The sequence below is a fragment of the Chryseobacterium endalhagicum genome (assembly GCF_016745235.1).
GTDB classification, from domain to species: domain Bacteria; phylum Bacteroidota; class Bacteroidia; order Flavobacteriales; family Weeksellaceae; genus Chryseobacterium; species Chryseobacterium endalhagicum.
Genome location: NZ_JAELVM010000001.1, coordinates 936,752 through 958,093, shown reverse-complemented (window position 1 = coordinate 958,093; position 21,342 = coordinate 936,752). Strand labels below are relative to the sequence as shown.

The following is a 21,342-nucleotide window of genomic DNA, read 5'->3' as shown; positions in this document are numbered from 1 at the left end:
AATATTTTGGATTGGATTCAATTGTTGAGACCGGAATCACATTCGTTGGGAACAAATGAAATTTATCTCATCACGCGTCATATATTTAGCCCTTACTTACTTTCACGTCTTTTCCTCCCTGGAACACAGCCAATGACGATCCTCTCAGCTTTAAATCACCTTTAGAGGTCTGTATATCGGCTTCTCCGGAAGTACTTTTAAAGGTATTGCCAGTGCTTTCTGTTTGATCCTTTATAACGGTAACACTTTTGTTTTCAGAGGTTTGAGCATATCTCTTTGTAATAGATTCAGTATGGTCATTTCCAACATTAATGGTGCTGTCCTGTCCAATTTTTGTAGTCATATTCCTTCCTACTGAAATCTGCATATCTTCCCCTGCTGTAAAAGTCATATTTTTTGGCGCAGTAACATGAATATTGCCCTGACCATCCATAAAATAGGTATTTCCGCTCGGATCTTTAATGGTTACACTTTTGTCCGCATCATTCATTAAAACCTTAATCCCGCTTCTCGTCTGTATGGATTTCAAATGATTGTCCACACCTCCACCCAGACCTACCTGCCCATGGAACATTCCCCCCATGGCAAATGGAAAATCGGGATTGTGGTATTCAAATCCTACCATCACCTGATCTCCAATTTCAGGAACTGCTACAAAACCTCTGTTTTGGGTTATAGCATCTGTTCCGCCTGCATCAGGGCTCATCATTCTGATAAAATGGGTCGTATCATTTAACTGCCAGTCAAACCGGACCTGTATTCTTCCCTGATTCAGCGGATCTACATTGGATATCACCGTGGCCACCTGCGGTTCTGCTTTAGGCATTTCAAAATCAGGTTTGGGCATAAAACCGGTTCCTTCAGCAATAGCTTCAAAGCTTCCGGAATAATATCCTCTTGCATCCACTTCGTGGCTCACCTCTGTAATCATAAGCGTTGTGAAATGCGAGGTATCATTGCTGTCCGTCTTTCTCATCGCTAAATCTGCCACACAGCCAATATACAGGAACGGAACCGTTGTATGTCCTGAAACGGTAAAAACCTCTACGGCTTTACTTCCTCTTGCACTCTTTTGGGAATCATCCACATCACGGAACATATTGGCATTGATGGGTGTAGGCGTCAGTGACCGGGTTGTAAAAATAGTGTCATTCAGTTCATAAGCTTTGGAAGATAGTTCTCCCACATGTTCTATCCTGTCATCAACACCAACCATTTTAGTATGGCTGCTGCTGTTATAACCAAAATATTCCGGTTTCGTGTGAACGGCCTTCAGCTCAACATTCACATCCGTGACATTGCTTCCATACACCAATAGAATAGGCTTTTCAGAAGACGGAAGTTTCCCGAAATGAAGGATTTCACCATCATAATAAAACTGTTCTCCGTAGGCTTCTGCAATCCTTGTAAGGTAATTGTAATGCGTTTCGTTGTATTGTGAACTGTAACCGATATAACTTTTGTTCTGCGTATCTATCCTGAAATCAAATTTGTTTGAGCCTAAGGTCTCATTGATAATCCGGTTGGCAATAATATTCGTATTCACCTCCTGGCCGCCTCCGAAACTTTGGGTATGTGGAGCAGAATCCATCAGAATAGTGGGACTTTTTCCTTTTAAGATAATATTTCCCAGACTCATTTTTTCCTGACTGAATGCTACTTTGGTAATGAGGCCCACAAATGTTCTTTCGGGGCTTTCACGTTCAGCATCTTTATATTTAAAAACAACGGTGATTCTTTTTCCTAAAAACTTTTGGGCCTGTTCCAGGTTGTGATTTTGTACTTCACCTAAAGAATCATGAGCCAATACCAGTTCAAAATCATGGTGCTTTCTTGCACTCTGCTGTAAACGAAAGTGTTTAAAGTGATTGACAGCTTTGCCCTCAACCACAATTTCCAGTTTTACCACACGGTTGATCCCCGAAATATGGTTTTCTGAAACTTTATCAGAATTTGAGGTATTTTTCATAGTATTTTGTGTGTTTTTTGATATTATGTCACCTAAGTTAGATAAAAATACCCGGCTAAATATAAAATTTCATTAAATCTTAAAAATTGTAGTAAAACTACGATGCCCTAAAAAAGTTCAATCCAAGTAATTATATATCAACAATATAGAAACGGAGGCTATCTCAACGTGAGACAGCCCCCTTTTTGCTGTATGATTAAAATTTCTAGAGCTTTAAATTATATCCGATCTGTACATAAAAAGGCAGCATAGGTTTCGTTTTAAAATCCTGAGATACCATACTTCCTCCTTTCAGATAAATTTCGTGGTTCCTGAACGTATAACCGCCCTGTACTCCATAATAAAAATTTCCTCCGGTAGAAGGCTCATACCAACCGTTTTTGACATCAGGGTATGTTTCCTTATAATATTCGCTGTGTTTAAAATGGCTCACAATAGCTTTATCAAAGCCTACTTCCACTCCACCAAACCATTTAGGTCTGTAATATCCCACTACTCCGGCCATATCCAACCCGAAATTGGCTATAGCCACATTGTCATTCTCAAACCTTCTGAAAACGCCCTGTACTCTGGTAGAAAACTGGAAATCCCGCACTTTAATCCATCTTACATTCGCTCCGGCTTTTGTTTTGAAATCATCCAGCAGCGTATTTCCGGAGGGAACTGAAAACTCAATACCAACAGTCATTGGAAACAGTTTACTATTCAGTTTATAATGATACCCAAGGCCGAAAACTATTCCATATTCAGCTCCGATATTCGCATTAAGGATATGCCTTTCTTTGCCGGGCGCACTCCAGTTTATCGTTTGGGCATTCATTGTGCTCATTGCCAGCAATAGCAACAACGCTGTTTTATATATCGTATTCTTCATTTGTATTGTATTAAAGGCCATCTATTAGGGTGATGATTTTTGGTTTGGTCTGATTATTCCAGGCATCGGAATTGGTAACAATCCCGTCATGCCCTACTCCGGAAACCTTTACAATGGAAGGATTGTGATAGCTTGATGTGATCTTCTGAGCCCAGGAATCCGGGTAGGCTTTATTTCTTTCACTGTAAAAAAACAGAACTGGCCCGTTGTAATTTTCTATTCCCCTGGAGAAATCTACATGATAATCATCCCCAATATCGAAAAGTGCATCCATAATCACAGCACCGCTTCTCCAGTTCATACTGGGATCAAAATCACCCTCACCTGTAATTTCATTCTTAGACACCATCATGGACATTTTGTAATCTAAAATTTCATGCTGATCTTCTTTTCCTGAAATAAACTGATCCATATAAGTGGCATCGTTAAGCGTCTCACTCCACAGCTTAAAGGATCTGGATTCTTTCACATAATCCTTTACATCGTGCCATTTCAAACCGCCCGGCTCACACAAAATCAATCCCTGTATATCATCAGGATATTTCCCGGCATATCCTGACGCCAGCATGGCTCCCCAGGAATGTCCTAATAGAACCACTTTCTGGGCAGGAGTCTTTCGGTAATGAGCAATAACCGCATGCAGCTCATCATACATCAGATCTACAGCTCCGGCTCCAAGTGAGGTATAAGATTTTTTAGCAAAACGCTGTGAAAGTCCGGAACCTCTCTGATCATAAAAAACAACCCGGTATCCTTTTTCCGTAAGATCTTTCGCTTTGAGAAGATAGCGGTAATCCCCTCCCGGGCCGCCGTGGAGTGCAATAATCAGAGTTCCGTTTTCAGGACCGAAAGCCTCGGCATGAAGCTTCGCACCATTAGCAAATAGGGAAGGCAGGGAAGAATCCTGATCCACAGTTTTAGGAACAAGATTTCCGGGCTCATCAATAGTCCGCCCGTCGGTGCATGAAAATAATAAGGAAAGAATGGTGAAAGCAGTAAAGGCTGCGTTTATTTTTTTAAAGCTGTCATAATTTGAGTTTAAAAATTATGATGCAAAGATTCATCATTCCCAAAAGCGATGCGCTCCATCAGGAAAGTTGAGACATGGAAAAACGAAAACATAAAATACTGATTTAAAATACATTATGAAAGTTGAAACCTATTCCCTGGAAGTTGAAACTTCAGATTATGGCTGTTTCTGATACTCACTTGGAGTAATTCCTGTGTATTTTTTAAAATTTCTGTTGAAAGAAGTTTTGGAATTGAATCCACATTCAAAGGCGATGGAAAGAAGGGTAAATTGTCTGCTCTCCGGTAATGAAATTCTGTTCAGAAATTCTTCAATCCTTTTTTCGTTGATGAGTTCGTAGAAGTTTTTTCCTTCTTTGGAATTGATAACCTGTGACAGGTAATTCGGATGAACGTCAAGCATTGCTGCAAGTTCATTCAAGGTAATATTGGGATTTACAAATGGCTTTTCTTCATTCAGAAGAAGCATCAGTCTTGTATGAATATCATCAATACTTTCCTCAGTTAAAGTAGACTTCTGATATTTTTTTTCAACAAAAGCAATCGGTTCCACCTCACTTTCAAAGACAAAATCCATTTTTTCAGGACTGCTTCCAAAAACCGACATAGGCTGATTAAAAACCTGAACCTGTTTAATTCCAAAATATCCAAGCCATACAATAAATACCGTAACGGCACCATAAATAATATTCACTTGCTCAGTAAAAAGAACAAGCCCCCAGATGACCGTAATCCAGATGATCAGATACAGCAGCCAGTCAAAATTGATTTTCTCGGTATTGGAAAACTGCTGAACCATATTTTTCCTGAACCTGTATAAAGTCCAGAATGAAAGAATCACATACACAATCCCTGAAATGTAGATGGAGTAAAGCTTCACTAGCATTTCCGTTTCATATTCTTTACCCTGATGTCTGAAAATTTCCACCCTCTGTTCAAATGGCGCCAGATAAAATGACAGAAACAGAAGATTACATGCAACAAGCGGAATAAAATGCAGAAGATATTTCCATGAAAAAGATTCCGGAGAAGTCTGTCTTTTGATATAAAGGTATAAAAACGGTCCATACACCAGAGGAAGCGAAAATCCAAAAAATATAAATGATGGATACAGCGTGTACTGATCCGTAAGAAGCATATAATGTCCTGCCAGATTGAGTGCAATCGACACCAGCCAGCCTGCAAGAATAAAATCAGCAGTACTTTTATTTCTTTTTGTGATCAAAAGAAAGGCCAAGAAGAAGGCTAAAAAAACTCCGGACAGGTAGAGCATAAGAAGCTTCGGTATTTATTAAGTGTAATCCGATTAGTGGTGTCACGGCAAAAATAGAGATAATTTTAAAGCAAATTCAAAAGGATTTTGATTTCTTCTATTCCTCAAAATTTTCAAATTATTGACATTGAAAGACTGGAAATAGAATTCTAACTATTTCTAATACAAATAATTATTTTTTTCATTATGCTCTTCCCGGTTTATTCTGTCCACATTTTCGGATGTTTTTAATAAATTAGTCTCTGGATATGCCTTTTAAATGAAAAACGTTTAAATCCGGCTTAAGAACTTGTAATTTATAATTATGAAAAACATTCTTGACGAATATTCCAAATACGGACCGCTGTTTCTGGTAGATGAAGAACATTATGAGGAATTTTGCAGCTATCTCCACGAAACCACCTACAGGAAATCTGATTTTTTCCTGAAAGAAGGGGAAGAATGTCAATACTTAGGGTTTCTGAAAACCGGTTTTATGAGAACATTCTACATCAATGAAGGCGGTGAGGATGTGAATTTCAATTTTCATTTTGATAATTATTTTTTCACCGATTATGAAAGCATTCTCTGCCACACCAAGTCCAAAATGAATATTAAAGCCGTAAAAGATTCCGAAGTGCTGCTGCTCCATAAGGACGACCTCCAGAAGCTTTACAAGAAAGATGCTTACTGGCAGGAATTCGGGAGAAAAATGACGGAAGTAATCTACCTGGGCGCCAAAAAAAGGATTGAAGAACTCTTATACTATTCTCCCGAAAAGCGCTACCATAAACTGCTGACCGAAAATCCGAAAATTTTTCAACTGGTTGCCCAGAAGCACATTGCTAGCTATCTCGGCGTAAAACCACAATCATTAAGCAGAATCCGGAACAGAACTTTAAAACGTTAACTAAAGTGAACATTTTTTAGAAAGTATAGACCTAAATTTGTGATACAAAATGTAAAGAATAAGAAATATGGAAAACAAAAATGTCACAATTATTTTAGTTCACGGAGCTTGGGGAGACGGATCTCACTGGAGACACGTTATTGAAAATCTTCACAGCGAAGGCTATACCGTACGAAGTGTTCAGAACCCTTTGACCTCAATGGAAGAGGATATTCAGAAAACAAAAGATCTGATTGATCTGCAGGAAGGAAAAGTCCTGTTGGTAGGTCATTCTTACGGAGGTGCTGTAATTTCGGGAGCCGGAAATCATGATAAAGTAGCAGGATTGGTTTATATAGCCGCTTTTGCACCGGATAAAGGGGAAAGCCTGGGAGGCATCTTCGGACGCAGAGAGCAGCCTGCCGGTGGAGCCAATATTGTTCCTGATTCAAAAGGATTTTTATGGATTAAATATGATAAGTTCCATGAAAGTTTTGCCCAGGACCTGAATCCTGAAGACTCGGTAGTGATGTCTCTGTCTCAAAAGCCCATCCACGGAAGCATTTTTGCCACTGAAGCCGGAGAGCCTGCATGGAAAACCAAACCAAGCTGGTACCAGGTTTCTGATAATGACAGAATGATCCCGCCTGCAACGGAGAAAGAAATGGCAGAAAGAATGAATCCAAGAAAAATCATTCATCTTGATGCCAGCCACGCATCACTGGCGACTCATCCCAAAGAAATCACTGAGCTGATTAAAGAAGCTGCAGCAGCTGTTTCTTAACAGGTTATCAATTTTCAAATTCATAAAAAAATAAACAGGTTCCGGCCTGTTTATTTTTTTTTAAGGTATTCCGGCAGTCTTAAAGTTCGTTAATATAAGGCCTTCATATCTAAATTCTTAGTCTATAAATCTGAAATTACTTATCTTCGCTTACAAATTTAATTTGAAAATGAAGAAGATCATTACCGGGGCACTTGTTTTCTGTTCTGTCGTAATCATGGCTCAGGAAGCTGCTATACAGTTTCAGGAACTGCCATTCAAAGACATTATCGCAAAGGCAAAGAAAGAGAAAAAATTGGTTTTCCTTGATGCCTATACCACATGGTGCGGCCCCTGTAAAATGATGGAAAGAAATGTATTTACCAAAAAATCCGTCGGAGATTATTTCAACACCAATTTCGTGAACGCCAGATTCGATATGGAAAAAGGCGAAGGAAGGGAAATTGCAGCCAAATTTGGCGTACGCTCCTATCCTACTTATCTTTTCCTGAATGGCGAGGGTGAACTGGTATCTCAAAATACCGGATATATGGAGGAAGGCCTTTTTGTAGCTATGGCACAGGATATCAACTCACCTGGAAATAAAAAGGGTTCTTTGAAAGACCGTTTTGCCAAAGGAGAAAAAGATCCTGAATTCCTGATCAATATTATGAAGCTAAACTCTTCTTCAGATTATGATTTTGCTAAAAAAGCTTCGGAAAGATATTTTGAAAATAAAAAGAAAACGGAAGAACTTTCCAAAGAAGAAATAGGTTTCCTGCTGTATTTTGTAAAATCAACGGAAGACAGCAACTACAGTACTTTTACGGCAAGGAAAGCTGACATCATCAAATATCTGCCTGAAACCACCTACAGCGAATTTGATAACCAGCTGAAGCTTTCAAAAATCGTGGAGCAGTCCATTGATGATAAAAATAAAAGAATCAACGAGGAGTATTTCATGAAAACGGCTGAACCGTTGGTAGGAAAACAACTTGCACAATCTAAACTCAACCAGACAAAACTCAGTTACTACGAGCAAAATGCCAATTTCCCTGAATTTGAAAAAGCGGCATTAGAATATTACAAAAATTCCGATGCATTCGAACCTAATGAGCTGTTGAGAGCAGCGTGGGTATTCGGTGATCATGTTAAAAATCCTGCATCACTGAAAAAAGCTGCTGAATGGGCTGAAAAATCTGTCATGCGCGGTGAAACACCGGAAAACACATATATTCTTGCAAAGCTTTATTTCCTGACCGGAAACAAGGAAATGGCCAAAAACTATGCTGAAATGTCCAAAAATATGGCCGTTCAGACTGGTAAAGACTCCAAACTCGCAGAAGAACTACTGAAAAAAATACAATAATGCCAAAACACAAATTAATCGCAACATCCATCGCACTCCTTTCAATAGGAACTCTTACAGCCCAGGAACAAGAACAGGAAAAAAGTCTATACATTAAAGGAAATGCACTGCTTGCCACTATAGGCGTCCTGAACGTAGGTTTAGAAAAGCAGATCAGTCAAAAATATACTATACAAGGTGATATTTTCATCTCTCCTTGGAAGTCTTTTGCCGGCCATGAATTTCAATACTATTCCGGTTCTCTTGAAGGCAGATATTATTTTAATGAAGCATTCAGCAAATGGTATATTGGGGCTAATATAGCTGCCTCGGCATTTGTTCTTCAGAAATGGGACTATTGGAATGATACCCCATACATCAATGAGAGAAACGAGGAATTCATCACATCAAATTTATATCAAAAAGGAGTCTCTTTTATTGTAGGAGTTACAGGCGGATACCAGTTTAAAGTATCAGACCGCTGGAATATTGATGTATATGCTTCAATAGGTACTTCCCAGGATTTCTATAAAGGCTATGACCGTGCCAGCGGAAGACGATACGATTCTGCCAAAAAATTTAACAAAAGCGGAGAATTCCTTCCTTACAGAGGAGGTGTCATGATTTCTTACAAATTAAAATAACAGCATGAAACTGTTCGGAAAAAACCATATTATCATTTCAGTCATCACCTTTGTGATCCTTTTTTTAATGAACTACATCGGAAACGACCTGCCCGACAAACTGGAGAGAGCACTTATGACAGCCTTTGCAGGAGTCATCGGTTTATCACTTGGGCTTTTCATCCTTAATAAAGGGAAAAATGATAATAAACCGCCACAGAATTTTGATTGATAAAAATGAATAATCAATAGTCAATTGTGAATTTGGCTTCGCCAGTGAATTTTTTATGATAAACAAATTCACTATTGACTGGCGCAGCCAAATTCACAATTCACTTTAAAAATCAGTCCTGATAAACAATATATTTCGTACGGATTTTCTCAAACTTTTCAAGATCACTCTTCCAGGAAGCTTTAATCTCCTGAACGGATTTTCCTGCTATAATCTGCTTTCTGAATTCATCTGTTCCAGCCAGTTTATCGAAAAATAGATTCTCAAGGAAGAAACCCTGCTTAGGATTTTTATAGCTTTTATAGGATTTGATCAGCCAATCCAGGTTCAGTTCTTTAAGGTCTTGCGGATATGCTGAAAGATCTTCTCCATAGCACAGTTTTCCATTCAGGAACGGGTCTTTGGCTCCGAAATTCGGTTTTGGTGTAAACTGATAAGGAAATCCCTGCGTCCATGGAGATCCGTAAATCTGAAACGGCAGACTGGTACCACGCCCTACAGAAACCTGAGTTCCTTCGAAGAAGCATAAACTAGGGTATAAATTGATTGATTTGTCATTCGGAAGATTGGGAGACGGCTTATCTGAAATAGGATACCGCAGTTTTTTGTGATAATTTTTCATTGGGATCAGGGTATATTTTGCCTGAACTCCATTTTTCAGCCATTTTTCACCATTGACCATTTTCCCGTACTCTCCTATCGTTAGGCCATATACTACCGGAACTTCATGCATGCCCACAAAACTTGACCATTTCTTTTTCAGAACAGGTCCATCTGTGTAACCATCATGCGGGTTCGGACGGTCAAGAACCATAATTTCCACATTATTTTCCGCTCCGGCTTCCATTAAATAAGCCAAAGTGGAAATATAAGTATAGAATCGTACACCGACATCCTGAATATCAAAAACGACAATATCAAGTCCTTTCAGCTGTTCCGCTTTTGGCTTTTTATTGTTTCCGTATAATGAGATAATCGGAATTCCGGTTTTGGTATCTACCCCGTTTTTCACTTTTTCTCCGGCATCTGCATCCCCTCTGAAGCCATGTTCCGGAGCAAATATTGTTTTGATTTTAATATTGTTTTTAACCAGAAAATCTACCACATGGTTTTTATCACTCATCAGTCCGGTTTGGTTGGTAACCACGCCGATTGTTTTATTTTTTAAGAGAGGGAGATACATTTCAGGCTGGTCCGCTCCGGTTTTGAAATCCGGTTTCACTTGAACCTGAGAATAATATTGGTTGAATACTCCCAAAAAAATTAGGCAAATAAGAAGTAAAGTTTTAATTTTGGAATCTAAATTCATAAGCTTGAAATTTCCTTTATATTTCTCTAGAAAAATAGCGTTTTCCAAAGATAACAAAAATAACCTTTCAAGAGTTATCATCTTCATCGGCAGGCTTTCTGTAGCTTTGGGGATCATTGTTTCTTTAATTACCGTGGCTACGGGCTTCGGATCCAAGAAAGCCATTAAGGAGAGACTGGCAGATTTCAGCGGACACATTACGGTACGGTCTACAAGATCAAATTCATCTTATAACACTTCGATCCTGGACAATCAGGGCCTGAATATCCAGAAGATTAAAGAGCTCCCGGACGTGGAAAGTGTTCAGAAATATGCAACTGTAACCGGAATTATGCGTAATGAGCATAATTTTTCAGGGATTATATTTAAAGGGATCGGAAAGGATTTTGACAGCCTGAGATTTAAAAAATTCCTGGTTGCCGGAACTACACCAACAGTAACAGAGAAAGGCTATAATAATGATGTTACCGTTTCACAAAAAATTGCGAATGACCTTCATTTGAAAGTGAATGACAGTATTGTGACTGTATTTTCAAAAGCTGATCAGAAGCCAATTTACCGAAAGTTCAAGGTAATTGGAATTTATAAAACCGATATTAAGATGATTGATGAACAATTCGTTATCGGCGGAATCAATCATGTAAGAAAAATCCAGGAAATGAAACCGGACGAAATTGGCGGTCTGGACATCTTCTTTAAAAACGTGAATGACATCGATAAGGATTTTCCGGAAATTGAAAAGCTGATCGGCTATAAGAACTATGCAGAAAAAGCGACAGAAAAATTCCCACAGATCAATGACTGGATCAGTATTTTCGACACGAATATTGCCCTGATCATTATTATTATGCTTATCGTAGTCGTAATCAATATTATTATGGTGCTTCTGATTCTGATCATTGAAAGAACCAATTCCATCGGGCTGCTGAAAACATTGGGAGCAAGCAATTCACAGATCAGGGCTACTTTCATTAATTATACGCTGATCATTATGATTCCGGGACTTTTGTATGGAAACGCCATTGGTCTGGGCCTTATTCTGCTTCAGAAATTCTTCGGCATCATCAAACTTAATCCCGAAAATTATTATGTAAGCACAGTTCCTGTAGATCTTAATCCGGTGGCCATTATTTCAATTTCATTGGGAATTCTGCTTATTTCCGGACTGGCATTGATTATTCCAAGCTATCTGATCAGCAAGATTTCTCCGGTGAAGGCGATTAAGTATAATTAGAAATTTGAATCGTCAATGGCCAATTGTGAATGATGGAAGACGGTGAATTCTATTTTACCGTTGTTAAAAAATTCACTATTGACAATTCACTATTGACAATTTACTTTTCATAATTCAGCTCCGATAATGGCTGCGGGTAAAAAATTCACTATTAACCTTTCACTTTTCACCTTTATAAATCAATCTTTAAATTACGCAGCTAATTTTTAAAGCCTTATCTTTGCACCGCTTATAAAACATTTATGAAATACGCAAAAAATATTCTTGAAACGATAGGAAATACACCTCTTGTAAAACTCAACAAAGTACTAGGTGAAGACTTTCCTGCATTGGTTTTAGCAAAAGTGGAAACATTCAATCCCGGAAATTCCGTAAAGGACAGAATGGCTCTTAAAATGATAGAAGATGCCGAAAAAGACGGCAGATTAAAACCTGGAGGTACCATTATTGAGGGGACTTCAGGAAATACAGGAATGGGACTGGCTCTTGCAGCCATCATCAAAGGCTACAAATGTATTTTTGTAACCAATTCCAAGCAGTCTAAAGAGAAATGTGATATTCTTAGAGCTGTAGGAGCGGAAGTTATCGTCTGCCCTACGGATGTAAAACCTACAGATCCGCGTTCTTATTATTCAGTTTCCAAAAGACTGGCTAAAGAAACAGAAAACGGCTGGTATGTAAACCAATACGACAATTTATCGAACAGAGCTGCCCATTATGAATCTACCGCTCCGGAGATCTGGGAACAGACGGAAGGTAACCTGACGCATTTTGTAGTAGGTGCCGGAACAGGAGGTACCATTACAGGCTGCGGAACATTTTTCAAGGAAAAAAATCCAGATATTAAAGTGATTGGTGTAGATACTTACGGTTCTATTCTAAAGGAATTCCATGAAACAGGTGAACTGCATTACGATCATGCTTACACTTACATCACGGAAGGCATCGGGGAAGATATTATTCCTGAAAATTATGATATGTCCGTAATTGATCATTTTGAAAAAGTAACGGATAAAGACGGTGCAATCTACGCAAGAAAACTGGCTAAGGAAGAAGGAATTTTCTGCGGATATTCTGCGGGAAGTGCCATTGCTTCTCTGATCCAGATGAAAGATCAGTTCACCAAAGATGATGTGATTGTAGTTCTTCTTCACGACCACGGCTCAAGATATGTAGGAAAAATCTACAATGATGAGTGGATGAAGGAAATGGGCTGGTTAGATTAATCAAAGACAAGAAGTAAATCCTTTTATATAAATAGAAAATCAGAGCTAGTGCTCTGATTTTTTTATTGTTTTATACTTTTCTTTGCTGCCTGTTTGAGCGTGTCATAATCTGATTTACTCATGGATTTTTTCGGGAACATGTAATTATACTTTCCTTCCAGAGAAATAAATTCATCATTAGCATCAAAGTATTTAAAATCTTCCCATTTACTGAGCTCTTCCTGATGATTAAGATTTACATTAAAAATATCATTATTAAATCTGATCTCGTATATTTCAGAATTTTCAAGTGATTTCAGATATTTATTCACTTCTTTTTTCCATCGGGAAACTTTATTGATGCTTAAAGAAAGATAAACGGTACAAAGCAGAAATAAAAAGCTTGCGAAATATAAAATTCCAAACTTTTCCTTGCTTAAATCTCCTTTAAAATAAAACAGGATCAATACAATAAGCCCCATCACTGCAGTAGTTACAGCCTTCCCTTTGGTAGTTGGTGAAAAAAACAGGCTTCCCTGGTTGCCACTGAAATAAATTTCCTCGAAATCCTTTCTGTTTACATTCAATTTGATGATTTTATCGCCATTCATTTCTCAGAAATATTTAGTTTGTTCTTAAAGAGTACAAAACTAAATCAAATATCTTCATAATGATCACTTATGGCAGAAAGTTTATTCATGAGATCACGATTTCTCTGCTTTAAATCCTCCATTTTCCGAAGCATCTCACTGATGACTTCCAAACCGGGAAGATTGATTTCCAGATCGTAATGCCAATTGGTAAATTTTTCAAAAACAGGGAGATCTTCATACAGTAAATACCGGATTTCATTCTCTGTTTCTACTTTCAGCAGTCCCACATCCACCAATTCATCAAAAAAAGTGATCTCTATATCGTATATTTTTACGAGTTCTTCCCTCGATATTCTTTCACTCATGACTAGGAATTTTTAAGTTGTTCAAAAAGTTCTTTCTGCTTATCTGTAAGATTTGTCGGCAGTTTTACTTCATAGGTCACAAAAAGGTCGCCGGACTGGCCTTCTTTTTTATACACCGGGAAACCTTTGCCTTTCAGCCTCACTGTGGTTCCGCTCTGTGTTTCCGGTTTTACTTTCAGGTTCACACTTCCGTTCAGGGTATTTACTTTTACATCACCTCCCAAAACAGCGGTATAAAGATCAATGGATACTTTTGTTTTCAGATCATCGCCGGTTCTTTCAAAATTGGGATCAACGGGAATATTGAATGTGATGTACAGATCTCCGTTCGGTCCTCCGTTGAATCCTGGATTCCCGTGACCTTTCAGTTTGATCTGCTGCCCATCGTATACGCCGGCAGGAATTGTAATTCTTACCTTTTTACCATTGATCTCGAAAGTCTGCGGATGCGTTTCTGCAGCATCTCTTAAATTTAAATTCAATTCGGCATGCACATCCTGCCCTTTAAACTTCCCTGAAGAGCTTCCTCTTGAACTTTTCCCAAAACCTCCTCCGGCACCGCCAAACATACTTTGGAAAAAATCTGAAAAATCCTCTCCTTCGCCGAAATCAGCGCCGGAAAATCCTCCGCCACCGCCATAGTTCTGCTGCTGGTATTGCCGTTGCTGCTGTTGTGCTTTTTCATATTCTTCGCCATGTTTCCAGTTTTCACCGTACTTGTCGTACTTAACCCGGTTTTCGGGATTGCTGAGGACTTCGTTGGCCTCATTCAGTTCTTTGAATTTCTTTTCGGATTCTTTATCGTCCGGATTGAGATCAGGATGTAATTTTCTCGCCTGTTTCCGGTAGGCTTTTTTGATGTCATCCTGCGTTGCGTTTTTATCTACGCCTAAAATTTTATAATAATCTATATAAGCCATAGAAATGAGGTTTACTCAAATTTATGAAATTTATCTCTGAAAATCAACAGGCTGTCTCAAAAATGAAACAGCCTGTTATCTATTAAAAATGCATATAGTTATCTGTGAATTATCTTGTCGTTTGTACCATCTTTATCATAACGGTTGTCAGCAAGTGAATAACTATTTGTAGCTCCATAGTTGCCGGTATAATATTTACCATACGTTCCATTAGTTAAAAAGCCATAATTATATTCCCAATAAGCAGATTTAACTGTACCATCCGATGTTGGATTCCCTAATAACAGGACTCCTGCCGCATGAGGTGACGCCATGGAAGTTCCATTGAGTGTGGTATATGCTCCGTTTAACCAGGTAGATTTCACCTGGTACCCCGGTGCAGCATAATCTACACAGGTTCCATAATTGGAAAAAGTGGCCCAGAAATCTCCGGGAGCCACTGCAGAGATTGTATAAATATTAGCATGATTAACTGCCGCAGGGGAATATAAATTCGCATTGTTATAAGAATTTCCGGCAGCCACTGCTACTTTTATCCCTTTTTGAGCTACTTTTAAAAGAGCATTATCTGTAGCTGTAAGCCTTAAAGGATCTTTGGGACCTAAGCTCATATTAACTACATCACTTACTGAAGCATTAGCATAGACATAATCCAAAGCAGATACTACCCATGAGAAATCTCCAGATCCGTCATTACCAAGAACTTTCAGTGATACAACACTAGCACCTGCTGCTACTCCAACCACTCCTATATTATTATTGATTGCTGCGATAGTTCCTGCGACATGGGTACCGTGCCCATTTCCGTCATCCGGATTGTTATCTCCTGTAAAAGACTTACTTTTCTGTGTATTCACAATAAGATCCGGGTGATCCAGATCAATTCCCGAGTCAATTACCCAGGCCGTTTTCCCGGTACCATTTCCAGCACCTCCTATTCTGGTGATTCCCCATGGAGTTTCCTGTCCGGTAACGGCTTTCGAAACTTCTGCTGACGCCGTTGTTTCCGTTGGCTTTCCTAATGTGATTAAATAATCCTGCTCAATACTTTTAATCCGGCTGTCTTTTTTAAGAAGTGCCACATCTGCATCAGTGAGGTTTTTAGCAACAAAACCTTCCAGCGCATACCCGAAAACACTGGATATCTTCTGGTTGTCGATGCCCAGTTTCAAGCCTTCTGCATTGCTTCTCAACTTGTCCAGCAATACGCTGGTGTTTCTCTCGTAGCTTTCTTTATTACCTCCTGTACTCTTAGAAACATCTAAACCTATAGCAGATAGAGTTCCATCTTTGAAAACCACGATATACTGTCCCTGGATGGGTGTTGAAGTATCAGAAGACACTGATTTTTTTAATTCGGTTGTTTCCTTGGCTTCGTTTAAGTCAGTGGTTCTATCGGTATTACAGCTTACGGCCAGAAGAGCAGCCATCATCAATAACGAAATTCTGTTTTTGTTTTTCATAAATGTATTTGTTTTAAATTTAGATCGGGGCTAATGTATTAATTATAATTCAAATAAAAAACAATTTTATTAAATTATAATCAATATTATTTAAAATTACATGCGTAATAGCTAAAATAACTAACAATTATTAGTTAAAATAATATTATAAAAAACATTGAAATTAGAATAAAATTTCACCAAATAGAGAATAAGCTGTTTGATTTTATATAAATATTTTAAAATCATAAATCTGCCAACACCAGATTCAATATGTGTTTTTACACTAAAAAAATAACCTATCTTTGATAAAAAGCGATACATGAAAGAGGTACTGAAAAACTATTCGGGAATCATATTTTTACTGTTAGGAATCATTATTGGAAGCATTATAGGCATTACAGCTCCCGGTTTTGTGGAATATATTAAGCCTTTGGGGGATATTTTCCTGAATCTTCTCTTTGTGAGTGTGGTGCCACTGGTATTTTTTGCAGTTTCCAATTCTATCGCTTCACTTGAACAGCAGTCTAAGTTTGGAAAGATTATTCTGGTGATGTCTTTTACTTTTCTGTTTTTCATTTTAACAGCCGCTGTTTTTACCATCTGTGCAGTTTACCTGTTTCCGGTTTCAGGAGTTTCCGGCAGTTCGGAAGCTGTTGCTGAGGCTGCTTCTGAAGATAGCTGGGGTAACAGGATCGTCAGTTTTTTTACGGTTGGGGAGTTTACACAGCTTTTTTCAAGACAGAATATGCTGGCTCTGCTTATTTTCGCTTTCATGACTGGATTTGCCGCGAGAAAATCGGGTGAAAAAGGACAGCCGTTCAGGGTTTTTATTGCTTCCGGCTATGAAGTGATGAAGGAATTGCTTTTGCTGATTATGAAAATTGCTCCCATTGGGCTCGGCGCTTATTTTGCCTATCAGGTAGCCACATTGGGACCTCAGCTTTTCGGATTCTATGCCAAGCCGCTGGGACTTTATTATATTGCAGGAATTATTTATTTCTTCATCTTTTTTTCGCTGTATGCTTTTATGGCAGATGGCCGCAGAGGAATCAAAAGTTTCTGGACCAATGCGGTATATCCTACCCTCACTGCGCTGAGTACCTGCAGCAGCTTTGCGACCATGCCCGCCAATCTTCAGGCTGCCACGAAAATCGGGATTCCCAATTCTATAGCGAATCTGGTTATTCCCATCGGAACAACGCTTCATAAGAACGGATCGTCCATGTCATCAATTATTAAAATATATGTGGCTTTCCTGATTATTGGAAAAGATTTTTTTGATCCGGCCAATTTGCTTCTTGCTTTAGGCATTACCGTTTTTGTAAGTATTGTGGCCGGGGGAATTCCCAATGGCGGATATATCGGTGAAATGCTGATGATTTCAGTATACCAGCTGCCACAAGAGGCGATTCCTGCAGTGATCATCATTGGAACGCTGGTGGATCCTCTGGCAACTGTCCTGAATGCGGTTGGAGATATTGTGGCGGCGATGTTTGTGAGCCGGTTTGTGAAGGTCTGACAATATTTCCCGTAGATCCATATTATTTTTAGCCATTAAAATCTTAAAAAGCCCTTAATGGTTCGTTTTTTTATCTCCCGCAGATGGCACGGATTACGCAGATTGTATACTGTAATTTACTCACTTCGTTTTACGGGTTCGAGGTTTTCATATTCTTCCGGCGTGAAAAGCCTGTACTGTACTTTAAATGTTTTGCCTAAGGGAGTTTCCAGTGAAAAACCTCCCGGGCCGAAACCCTCCGTAACATCAAGTGTAAAGTGAGAATATTTCCAGTATTCGAACAGATCCCGGTCTATCCAGAATTCATGTCCGTTTATGGTTCCTATCATGGCATCGTTCATTCTGGGATAGAAACCTCCTTTTTCAAAACATTGCGGCTGGGTGCCTTCGCAGCATCCCCCTGCCTGGTAAAACATCAGGGCACCGTATTTATTTTCCAGCTCGAAAATGACATCCAGGGCCTTTTCTGTAGCGGACAATCTTGATATTTTTGTTTCCATTTTCCTGATTTTTTGTTCTGATTTGCTTCTTTGTTTTGTTAAGCGCAAAGACGCAATTTTTGTTTATCTTCTTTGTGCTTTAAGACGCAAGGATTTTATCAAAGATAAAATTGAATGCTGTTAAAATGCAAGTTCCTTTTTTACCTTTTCGCTGTTTTCTCTTTTCTTACAAAAAACCCGGCAGGTGATTTTGCCGGGCCCATTAACTCATTATAACTTAATTTGAGCAATATCGAGAACGATTCTGCCGCCTATATGTCCTTACATTATTTAATTTCCACATTAAAATTTGTGTGAATGGTGAAATGTCAATTGTGAATCTTACTGTCTGCCGATTATTGACTATTGACTTACGTAGCAAAATTGACAATTCACATTAAAAGTCTTTTCCTTAACACTAACAAAATTCCTGCTTATCCGAACCAGTTCAGATAAAGCCCTCTATTTGTCGCGTGAGGGATGGGAAGGGCGGCGAGGAACGAGCCGGTGCGGAATGAAATGGAGCACCGAAACGAAGTGAAGCCCTGGAACAGCCCGACCGTTTTGCCCCGGCGGAGCCGGGGCAAACGGGCACGCCCTAATATTTAAAATTAAAAGAAACCTAATTTGTTTTTGTTGTAGGAGATCAGCATGTTTTTGGTCTGACGATAATGATCAAGCATCATTTTATGGTTTTCTCTACCGATCCCCGACTGTTTGTAGCCTCCAAACGGAGCTCCCGCCGGATACGAGTGGTACTGATTGACCCAAACTCTTCCTGCCTGAATCTGGCGCGGAACATTATACAGCTGATGGGCATCTCTGGTCCAGACTCCTGCTCCAAGCCCGTAAATAGTATCGTTGGCTATTTTTATTCCTTCCTCCTCATCTTTGAAGGTGGTAAAGGCCAGCACGGGACCGAAGATCTCTTCCTGAAAGATTCTCATCCTGTTGTTCCCTTTAAAAATAGTCGGCTGGATATAGAATCCTTCTTCTAAATCTTCTCCTACATTGTTTATATCTCCGCCGACCAAAACTTCTGCTCCTTCTTCTTTTCCAAGCTGGATATAGGAAAGGATTTTATCTTTCTGAATCTGGGATGCCTGGGCTCCCATCATCACTGTTTTATCAAGTGGATTTCCTACTTTGATGGCTTTCACTCTCTCAATTACTTTTGCAATGAATGCATCCGCTATATCTTCCTGAACCAGCAGTCTGGAAGGACATGTACAGATTTCTCCCTGATTCAGGGCAAAAAGAACGGCTCCTTCAATTGCTTTATCCAGGAATTCATCATCTGCATCCATTACGGAGCTGAAGAAAACGTTTGGAGATTTCCCTCCCAATTCAAGGGTTACAGGAATAATATTCTCCGTGGCATACTGCATTACAAGGCGTCCGGTTGCTGTAGAACCTGTGAAAGCGGCTTTTGATACTTTTGGATTGGTCACTAAAGCGCGCCCCAGTTCTGCTCCGAATCCGTTCACAATATTGATAACGCCTGCCGGTAATAAATCGCCGATGATTTCCATTAAAACCATGATGGAAACCGGAGTACTTTCGGCCGGCTTTAATACAACGCAGTTTCCTGCCGCCAGGGCCGGAGCCAGCTTCCATACTGCCATCAGAATCGGGAAGTTCCATGGAATGATCTGTGCAATAACGCCCAGCGGCTCGTGAACGATCAGGGATACGGTATCTTTATCCAATTCATTATGGGAGCCTTCTTCAGCGCGCACCACAGAGGCAAAATACCTGAAATGGTCTATGGCAAGTGGCAAGTCGGCGGCCAATGTTTCTCTTACGGCCTTTCCATTATCGATGGTTTCAACGATGGCGAGGTATTCCAGATTCTGCTCAATCCTGTCTGCAATTTTGTTTAAAATAATACTTCTTTCGGCGGATGAAGTATTTTTCCAGGTCTGGAATGCTTTGTCGGCAGCATTTACAGCCAGCTCCAGATCTTCTTTGGAAGAATGGGCTACCTGGGTGAAATTTTTTCCGTTAACGGGTGAAACTACATTGAAATACTGTCCGTTCACCGGAGGAGTGAATTTACCGTCAATATAGTTATCATATTTGTTTTTGAATTCAGGCCACTGGAAAGCAGTCTCTGATTTCGGTTCTGTCATCGTGCTCATATTAATATAATTTTAATTTTTTCGTAAAGCCAAATTACATTTACACGGGAAAAAGGGATAGCACAATCGTATAAAAAAACATTAAAATAGTGCAGATGTTCAATTTTATAATTTTATTAACAACAGTGCAGGGCTAAAATTTATATATTTGAGCTATTGGGTTTTACAAAATGTTTAGAAATGAATAACAATAATAAATTTTTATTAAATACTCCCGAATTAAAGAAGGAGAGCCAGTTATTGAGCCTTGTTGAAAACCAGACAAAATTCAGCCTAAACAACTGTGAATTCAATATATACGAAACACACAAAGCGGCTTACGGCGTTAAACTTCATTTTGAAAACATTGCGTTCACAGCCATGTTGAGGGGCAAAAAACATATGAAACTGGATAATAAGACGAATTATTTTGATTATTTTCCGGGTGAAAGTATTTTAGTCGCCCCGGGCGAAACCATGGTCATTGACTTTCCGGAAGCTGATGAAGCTCCTACCCAGTGTATTTCCTTAAGCCTCAATCCTGATTTTATTGAGGATTCTCTGAATTATCTTAATTATAACCTTCCTAAAGCAGATGAGACTTCCCAGTGGAATATCCAGCTGGATGAGTTTTTTCTTTTTAATAACAAATCCTTAGCCTCCGCCACCAACAATATCATGAGGATTGCCATGGATGATAACTCCCAAAAGGATATCATGGCTGATTTTGCACTGAAAGAACTGCTGATACGGCTGATGCAGACCCAAGCCAGAAGCATGGTGGAAAAAAATATTGCCAAGAATAAATCGAGGATTGGTTTTGCTGTGGATTATATCAAAAAAAACCTTCACCAGAAACTTTCTATTGACAGCATTGCAAAACTGGCTTACGTAAGCAAATCCAATTTCTTTAAAATGTTCAAAGACGAGCTGGGAACTTCTCCCAACGATTTTATCCTTCAGGAAAGAATCAACAGGGCAAAGGAATTACTTGCCGGACAAAACAGCATTAAGGAAACCGCCTATCAGACAGGATTTTCAGATACGAATTATTTTACTCGGGTATTTAAGCAGCTGGTGGGTGTGACGCCGAAGAGCTATCAGATGAGGGTTGTGCTTTCTAAGGAGTGTTAAAAATTTAAATCTCAATTTTTAAATACCAATTTTATATATG

Annotated in this window: 20 protein-coding genes; 9 read left to right on the top strand and 11 right to left on the bottom strand. The window is 39.1% G+C overall.

The window, feature by feature from the left end:
* Positions 1–85: 85 nt before the first annotated feature.
* The 4 genes from JET18_RS04285 to JET18_RS04270 form a co-directional block, all read right to left on the bottom strand.
* A complete protein-coding gene (locus JET18_RS04285; protein WP_202089375.1) occupies positions 86–1,969 on the bottom strand; it encodes a type VI secretion system Vgr family protein in 1,884 nt (627 codons plus the stop codon).
* 205 nt (positions 1,970–2,174) lie between these two features.
* Positions 2,175–2,843 carry a hypothetical protein gene (locus JET18_RS04280; RefSeq protein ID WP_202089374.1) on the bottom strand — a complete coding sequence of 223 codons (669 nt, stop codon included), beginning with the start codon at positions 2,841–2,843 and terminating at the stop codon, positions 2,175–2,177.
* 10 nt (positions 2,844–2,853) lie between these two features.
* Entirely contained in the window at positions 2,854–3,756 is a 903-nt protein-coding gene (locus tag JET18_RS04275) for an alpha/beta hydrolase (RefSeq protein WP_202089373.1), read from the bottom strand.
* A gap of 273 nt (positions 3,757–4,029) precedes the next feature.
* The gene (locus JET18_RS04270; RefSeq protein WP_202089372.1) at positions 4,030–5,097 is read right to left on the bottom strand and encodes a helix-turn-helix domain-containing protein; all 1,068 of its coding nucleotides are present in this window, start codon (positions 5,095–5,097) and stop codon (positions 4,030–4,032) included.
* 352 nt (positions 5,098–5,449) lie between these two features.
* Between JET18_RS04270 and JET18_RS04265 the strand changes: the two genes are divergently transcribed.
* The 5 genes from JET18_RS04265 (at position 5,450) to JET18_RS04245 (ending at position 8,979) form a co-directional block, all read left to right on the top strand.
* Complete coding sequence (locus JET18_RS04265) at positions 5,450–6,034, top strand: Crp/Fnr family transcriptional regulator (protein ID WP_202089371.1); 585 nt, start codon at positions 5,450–5,452, stop codon at positions 6,032–6,034.
* A 67-nt stretch (positions 6,035–6,101) separates the two neighbouring features.
* Positions 6,102–6,797 carry an alpha/beta hydrolase gene (locus tag JET18_RS04260; protein ID WP_202089370.1) on the top strand — a complete coding sequence of 232 codons (696 nt, stop codon included), beginning with the start codon at positions 6,102–6,104 and terminating at the stop codon, positions 6,795–6,797.
* Between the two features lie 169 nt (positions 6,798–6,966).
* Positions 6,967–8,145: a thioredoxin family protein gene (locus JET18_RS04255; protein WP_202089369.1), complete on the top strand. Its 1,179-nt coding sequence runs from the start codon at positions 6,967–6,969 to the stop codon at positions 8,143–8,145.
* Positions 8,145–8,768, top strand: a complete 624-nt coding sequence (locus JET18_RS04250) for a DUF3575 domain-containing protein (RefSeq protein ID WP_202089368.1) — start codon at positions 8,145–8,147, stop codon at positions 8,766–8,768. Before JET18_RS04255 ends, JET18_RS04250 begins: the two co-directional genes overlap by 1 nt.
* 4 nt (positions 8,769–8,772) lie before the next feature.
* Positions 8,773–8,979 carry a hypothetical protein gene (locus JET18_RS04245; RefSeq protein ID WP_040998643.1) on the top strand — a complete coding sequence of 69 codons (207 nt, stop codon included), beginning with the start codon at positions 8,773–8,775 and terminating at the stop codon, positions 8,977–8,979.
* A gap of 112 nt (positions 8,980–9,091) precedes the next feature.
* Here the strand turns inward: JET18_RS04245 and JET18_RS04240 are convergent, their stop codons facing one another.
* Positions 9,092–10,288 (bottom strand): exo-beta-N-acetylmuramidase NamZ family protein, encoded by a 1,197-nt coding sequence (locus tag JET18_RS04240; RefSeq protein ID WP_202089367.1) that lies wholly within the window; start codon positions 10,286–10,288, stop codon positions 9,092–9,094.
* Positions 10,289–10,292: 4 nt separating this feature from the next.
* Here JET18_RS04240 and JET18_RS04235 point away from each other — a divergent pair, with 4 nt between their 5' ends.
* Together JET18_RS04235 and JET18_RS04230 are read left to right on the top strand one after the other, a co-directional pair.
* A complete protein-coding gene (locus tag JET18_RS04235; RefSeq protein WP_202089366.1) occupies positions 10,293–11,522 on the top strand; it encodes an ABC transporter permease in 1,230 nt (409 codons plus the stop codon).
* A 242-nt stretch (positions 11,523–11,764) separates the two neighbouring features.
* Entirely contained in the window at positions 11,765–12,748 is a 984-nt protein-coding gene (locus tag JET18_RS04230; RefSeq protein ID WP_202089365.1) for a PLP-dependent cysteine synthase family protein, read from the top strand.
* 62 nt (positions 12,749–12,810) lie between these two features.
* Here JET18_RS04230 and JET18_RS04225 read toward each other — a convergent pair whose 3' ends face one another.
* The 4 genes from JET18_RS04225 to JET18_RS04210 all read right to left on the bottom strand — a co-directional run bounded on the left by JET18_RS04225 (position 12,811) and on the right by JET18_RS04210 (position 16,068).
* On the bottom strand, positions 12,811–13,338 hold the full coding sequence (locus JET18_RS04225) for a hypothetical protein (RefSeq protein ID WP_202089364.1): 528 nt from the start codon (positions 13,336–13,338) through the stop codon (positions 12,811–12,813).
* Between the two features lie 44 nt (positions 13,339–13,382).
* Positions 13,383–13,685, bottom strand: coding sequence for a chaperone modulator CbpM (locus tag JET18_RS04220; RefSeq protein ID WP_202089363.1), 303 nt, complete (start codon positions 13,683–13,685; stop codon positions 13,383–13,385).
* 2 nt (positions 13,686–13,687) lie between these two features.
* Positions 13,688–14,605, bottom strand: a complete 918-nt coding sequence (locus JET18_RS04215) for a DnaJ C-terminal domain-containing protein (RefSeq protein WP_202089362.1) — start codon at positions 14,603–14,605, stop codon at positions 13,688–13,690.
* A 98-nt stretch (positions 14,606–14,703) separates the two neighbouring features.
* Complete coding sequence (locus JET18_RS04210; protein ID WP_228728482.1) at positions 14,704–16,068, bottom strand: S8 family serine peptidase; 1,365 nt, start codon at positions 16,066–16,068, stop codon at positions 14,704–14,706.
* 301 nt (positions 16,069–16,369) lie between these two features.
* Here JET18_RS04210 and JET18_RS04205 point away from each other — a divergent pair, with 301 nt between their 5' ends.
* Complete coding sequence (locus JET18_RS04205; RefSeq protein ID WP_202089361.1) at positions 16,370–17,569, top strand: dicarboxylate/amino acid:cation symporter; 1,200 nt, start codon at positions 16,370–16,372, stop codon at positions 17,567–17,569.
* Between the two features lie 116 nt (positions 17,570–17,685).
* Here JET18_RS04205 and JET18_RS04200 read toward each other — a convergent pair whose 3' ends face one another.
* The gene (locus JET18_RS04200; protein WP_202089360.1) at positions 17,686–18,069 is read right to left on the bottom strand and encodes a DUF779 domain-containing protein; all 384 of its coding nucleotides are present in this window, start codon (positions 18,067–18,069) and stop codon (positions 17,686–17,688) included.
* Positions 18,070–18,659: 590 nt separating this feature from the next.
* Positions 18,660–20,189: an aldehyde dehydrogenase family protein gene (locus JET18_RS04195; RefSeq protein WP_202089359.1), complete on the bottom strand. Its 1,530-nt coding sequence runs from the start codon at positions 20,187–20,189 to the stop codon at positions 18,660–18,662.
* 180 nt (positions 20,190–20,369) lie between these two features.
* Between JET18_RS04195 and JET18_RS04190 the strand changes: the two genes are divergently transcribed.
* Positions 20,370–21,302, top strand: a complete 933-nt coding sequence (locus JET18_RS04190) for an AraC family transcriptional regulator (protein WP_202089358.1) — start codon at positions 20,370–20,372, stop codon at positions 21,300–21,302.
* Positions 21,303–21,342: the final 40 nt, after the last annotated feature.

Bases quoted from the DNA above. Each gene is read 5' to 3' on its own strand.
- JET18_RS04240 (WP_202089367.1), bottom strand. From the start codon at position 10,288: ATGAATTTAGATTCCAAAATTAAAACTTTACTTCTTATTTGCCTAATT.
- JET18_RS04205 (WP_202089361.1), top strand. From the start codon at position 16,370: ATGAAAGAGGTACTGAAAAACTATTCGGGAATCATATTTTTACTGTTA.
- JET18_RS04215 (WP_202089362.1), bottom strand. From the start codon at position 14,605: ATGGCTTATATAGATTATTATAAAATTTTAGGCGTAGATAAAAACGCA.
- JET18_RS04225 (WP_202089364.1), bottom strand. From the start codon at position 13,338: ATGAATGGCGATAAAATCATCAAATTGAATGTAAACAGAAAGGATTTC.
- JET18_RS04200 (WP_202089360.1), bottom strand. From the start codon at position 18,069: ATGGAAACAAAAATATCAAGATTGTCCGCTACAGAAAAGGCCCTGGAT.
- JET18_RS04245 (WP_040998643.1), top strand. From the start codon at position 8,773: ATGAAACTGTTCGGAAAAAACCATATTATCATTTCAGTCATCACCTTT.
- JET18_RS04220 (WP_202089363.1), bottom strand. From the start codon at position 13,685: ATGAGTGAAAGAATATCGAGGGAAGAACTCGTAAAAATATACGATATA.
- JET18_RS04260 (WP_202089370.1), top strand. From the start codon at position 6,102: ATGGAAAACAAAAATGTCACAATTATTTTAGTTCACGGAGCTTGGGGA.
- JET18_RS04210 (WP_228728482.1), bottom strand. From the start codon at position 16,068: ATGAAAAACAAAAACAGAATTTCGTTATTGATGATGGCTGCTCTTCTG.
- JET18_RS04255 (WP_202089369.1), top strand. From the start codon at position 6,967: ATGAAGAAGATCATTACCGGGGCACTTGTTTTCTGTTCTGTCGTAATC.
- JET18_RS04265 (WP_202089371.1), top strand. From the start codon at position 5,450: ATGAAAAACATTCTTGACGAATATTCCAAATACGGACCGCTGTTTCTG.
- JET18_RS04190 (WP_202089358.1), top strand. From the start codon at position 20,370: ATGAATAACAATAATAAATTTTTATTAAATACTCCCGAATTAAAGAAG.
- JET18_RS04285 (WP_202089375.1), bottom strand. From the start codon at position 1,969: ATGAAAAATACCTCAAATTCTGATAAAGTTTCAGAAAACCATATTTCG.
- JET18_RS04195 (WP_202089359.1), bottom strand. From the start codon at position 20,189: ATGAGCACGATGACAGAACCGAAATCAGAGACTGCTTTCCAGTGGCCT.
- JET18_RS04230 (WP_202089365.1), top strand. From the start codon at position 11,765: ATGAAATACGCAAAAAATATTCTTGAAACGATAGGAAATACACCTCTT.
- JET18_RS04280 (WP_202089374.1), bottom strand. From the start codon at position 2,843: ATGAAGAATACGATATATAAAACAGCGTTGTTGCTATTGCTGGCAATG.
- JET18_RS04250 (WP_202089368.1), top strand. From the start codon at position 8,145: ATGCCAAAACACAAATTAATCGCAACATCCATCGCACTCCTTTCAATA.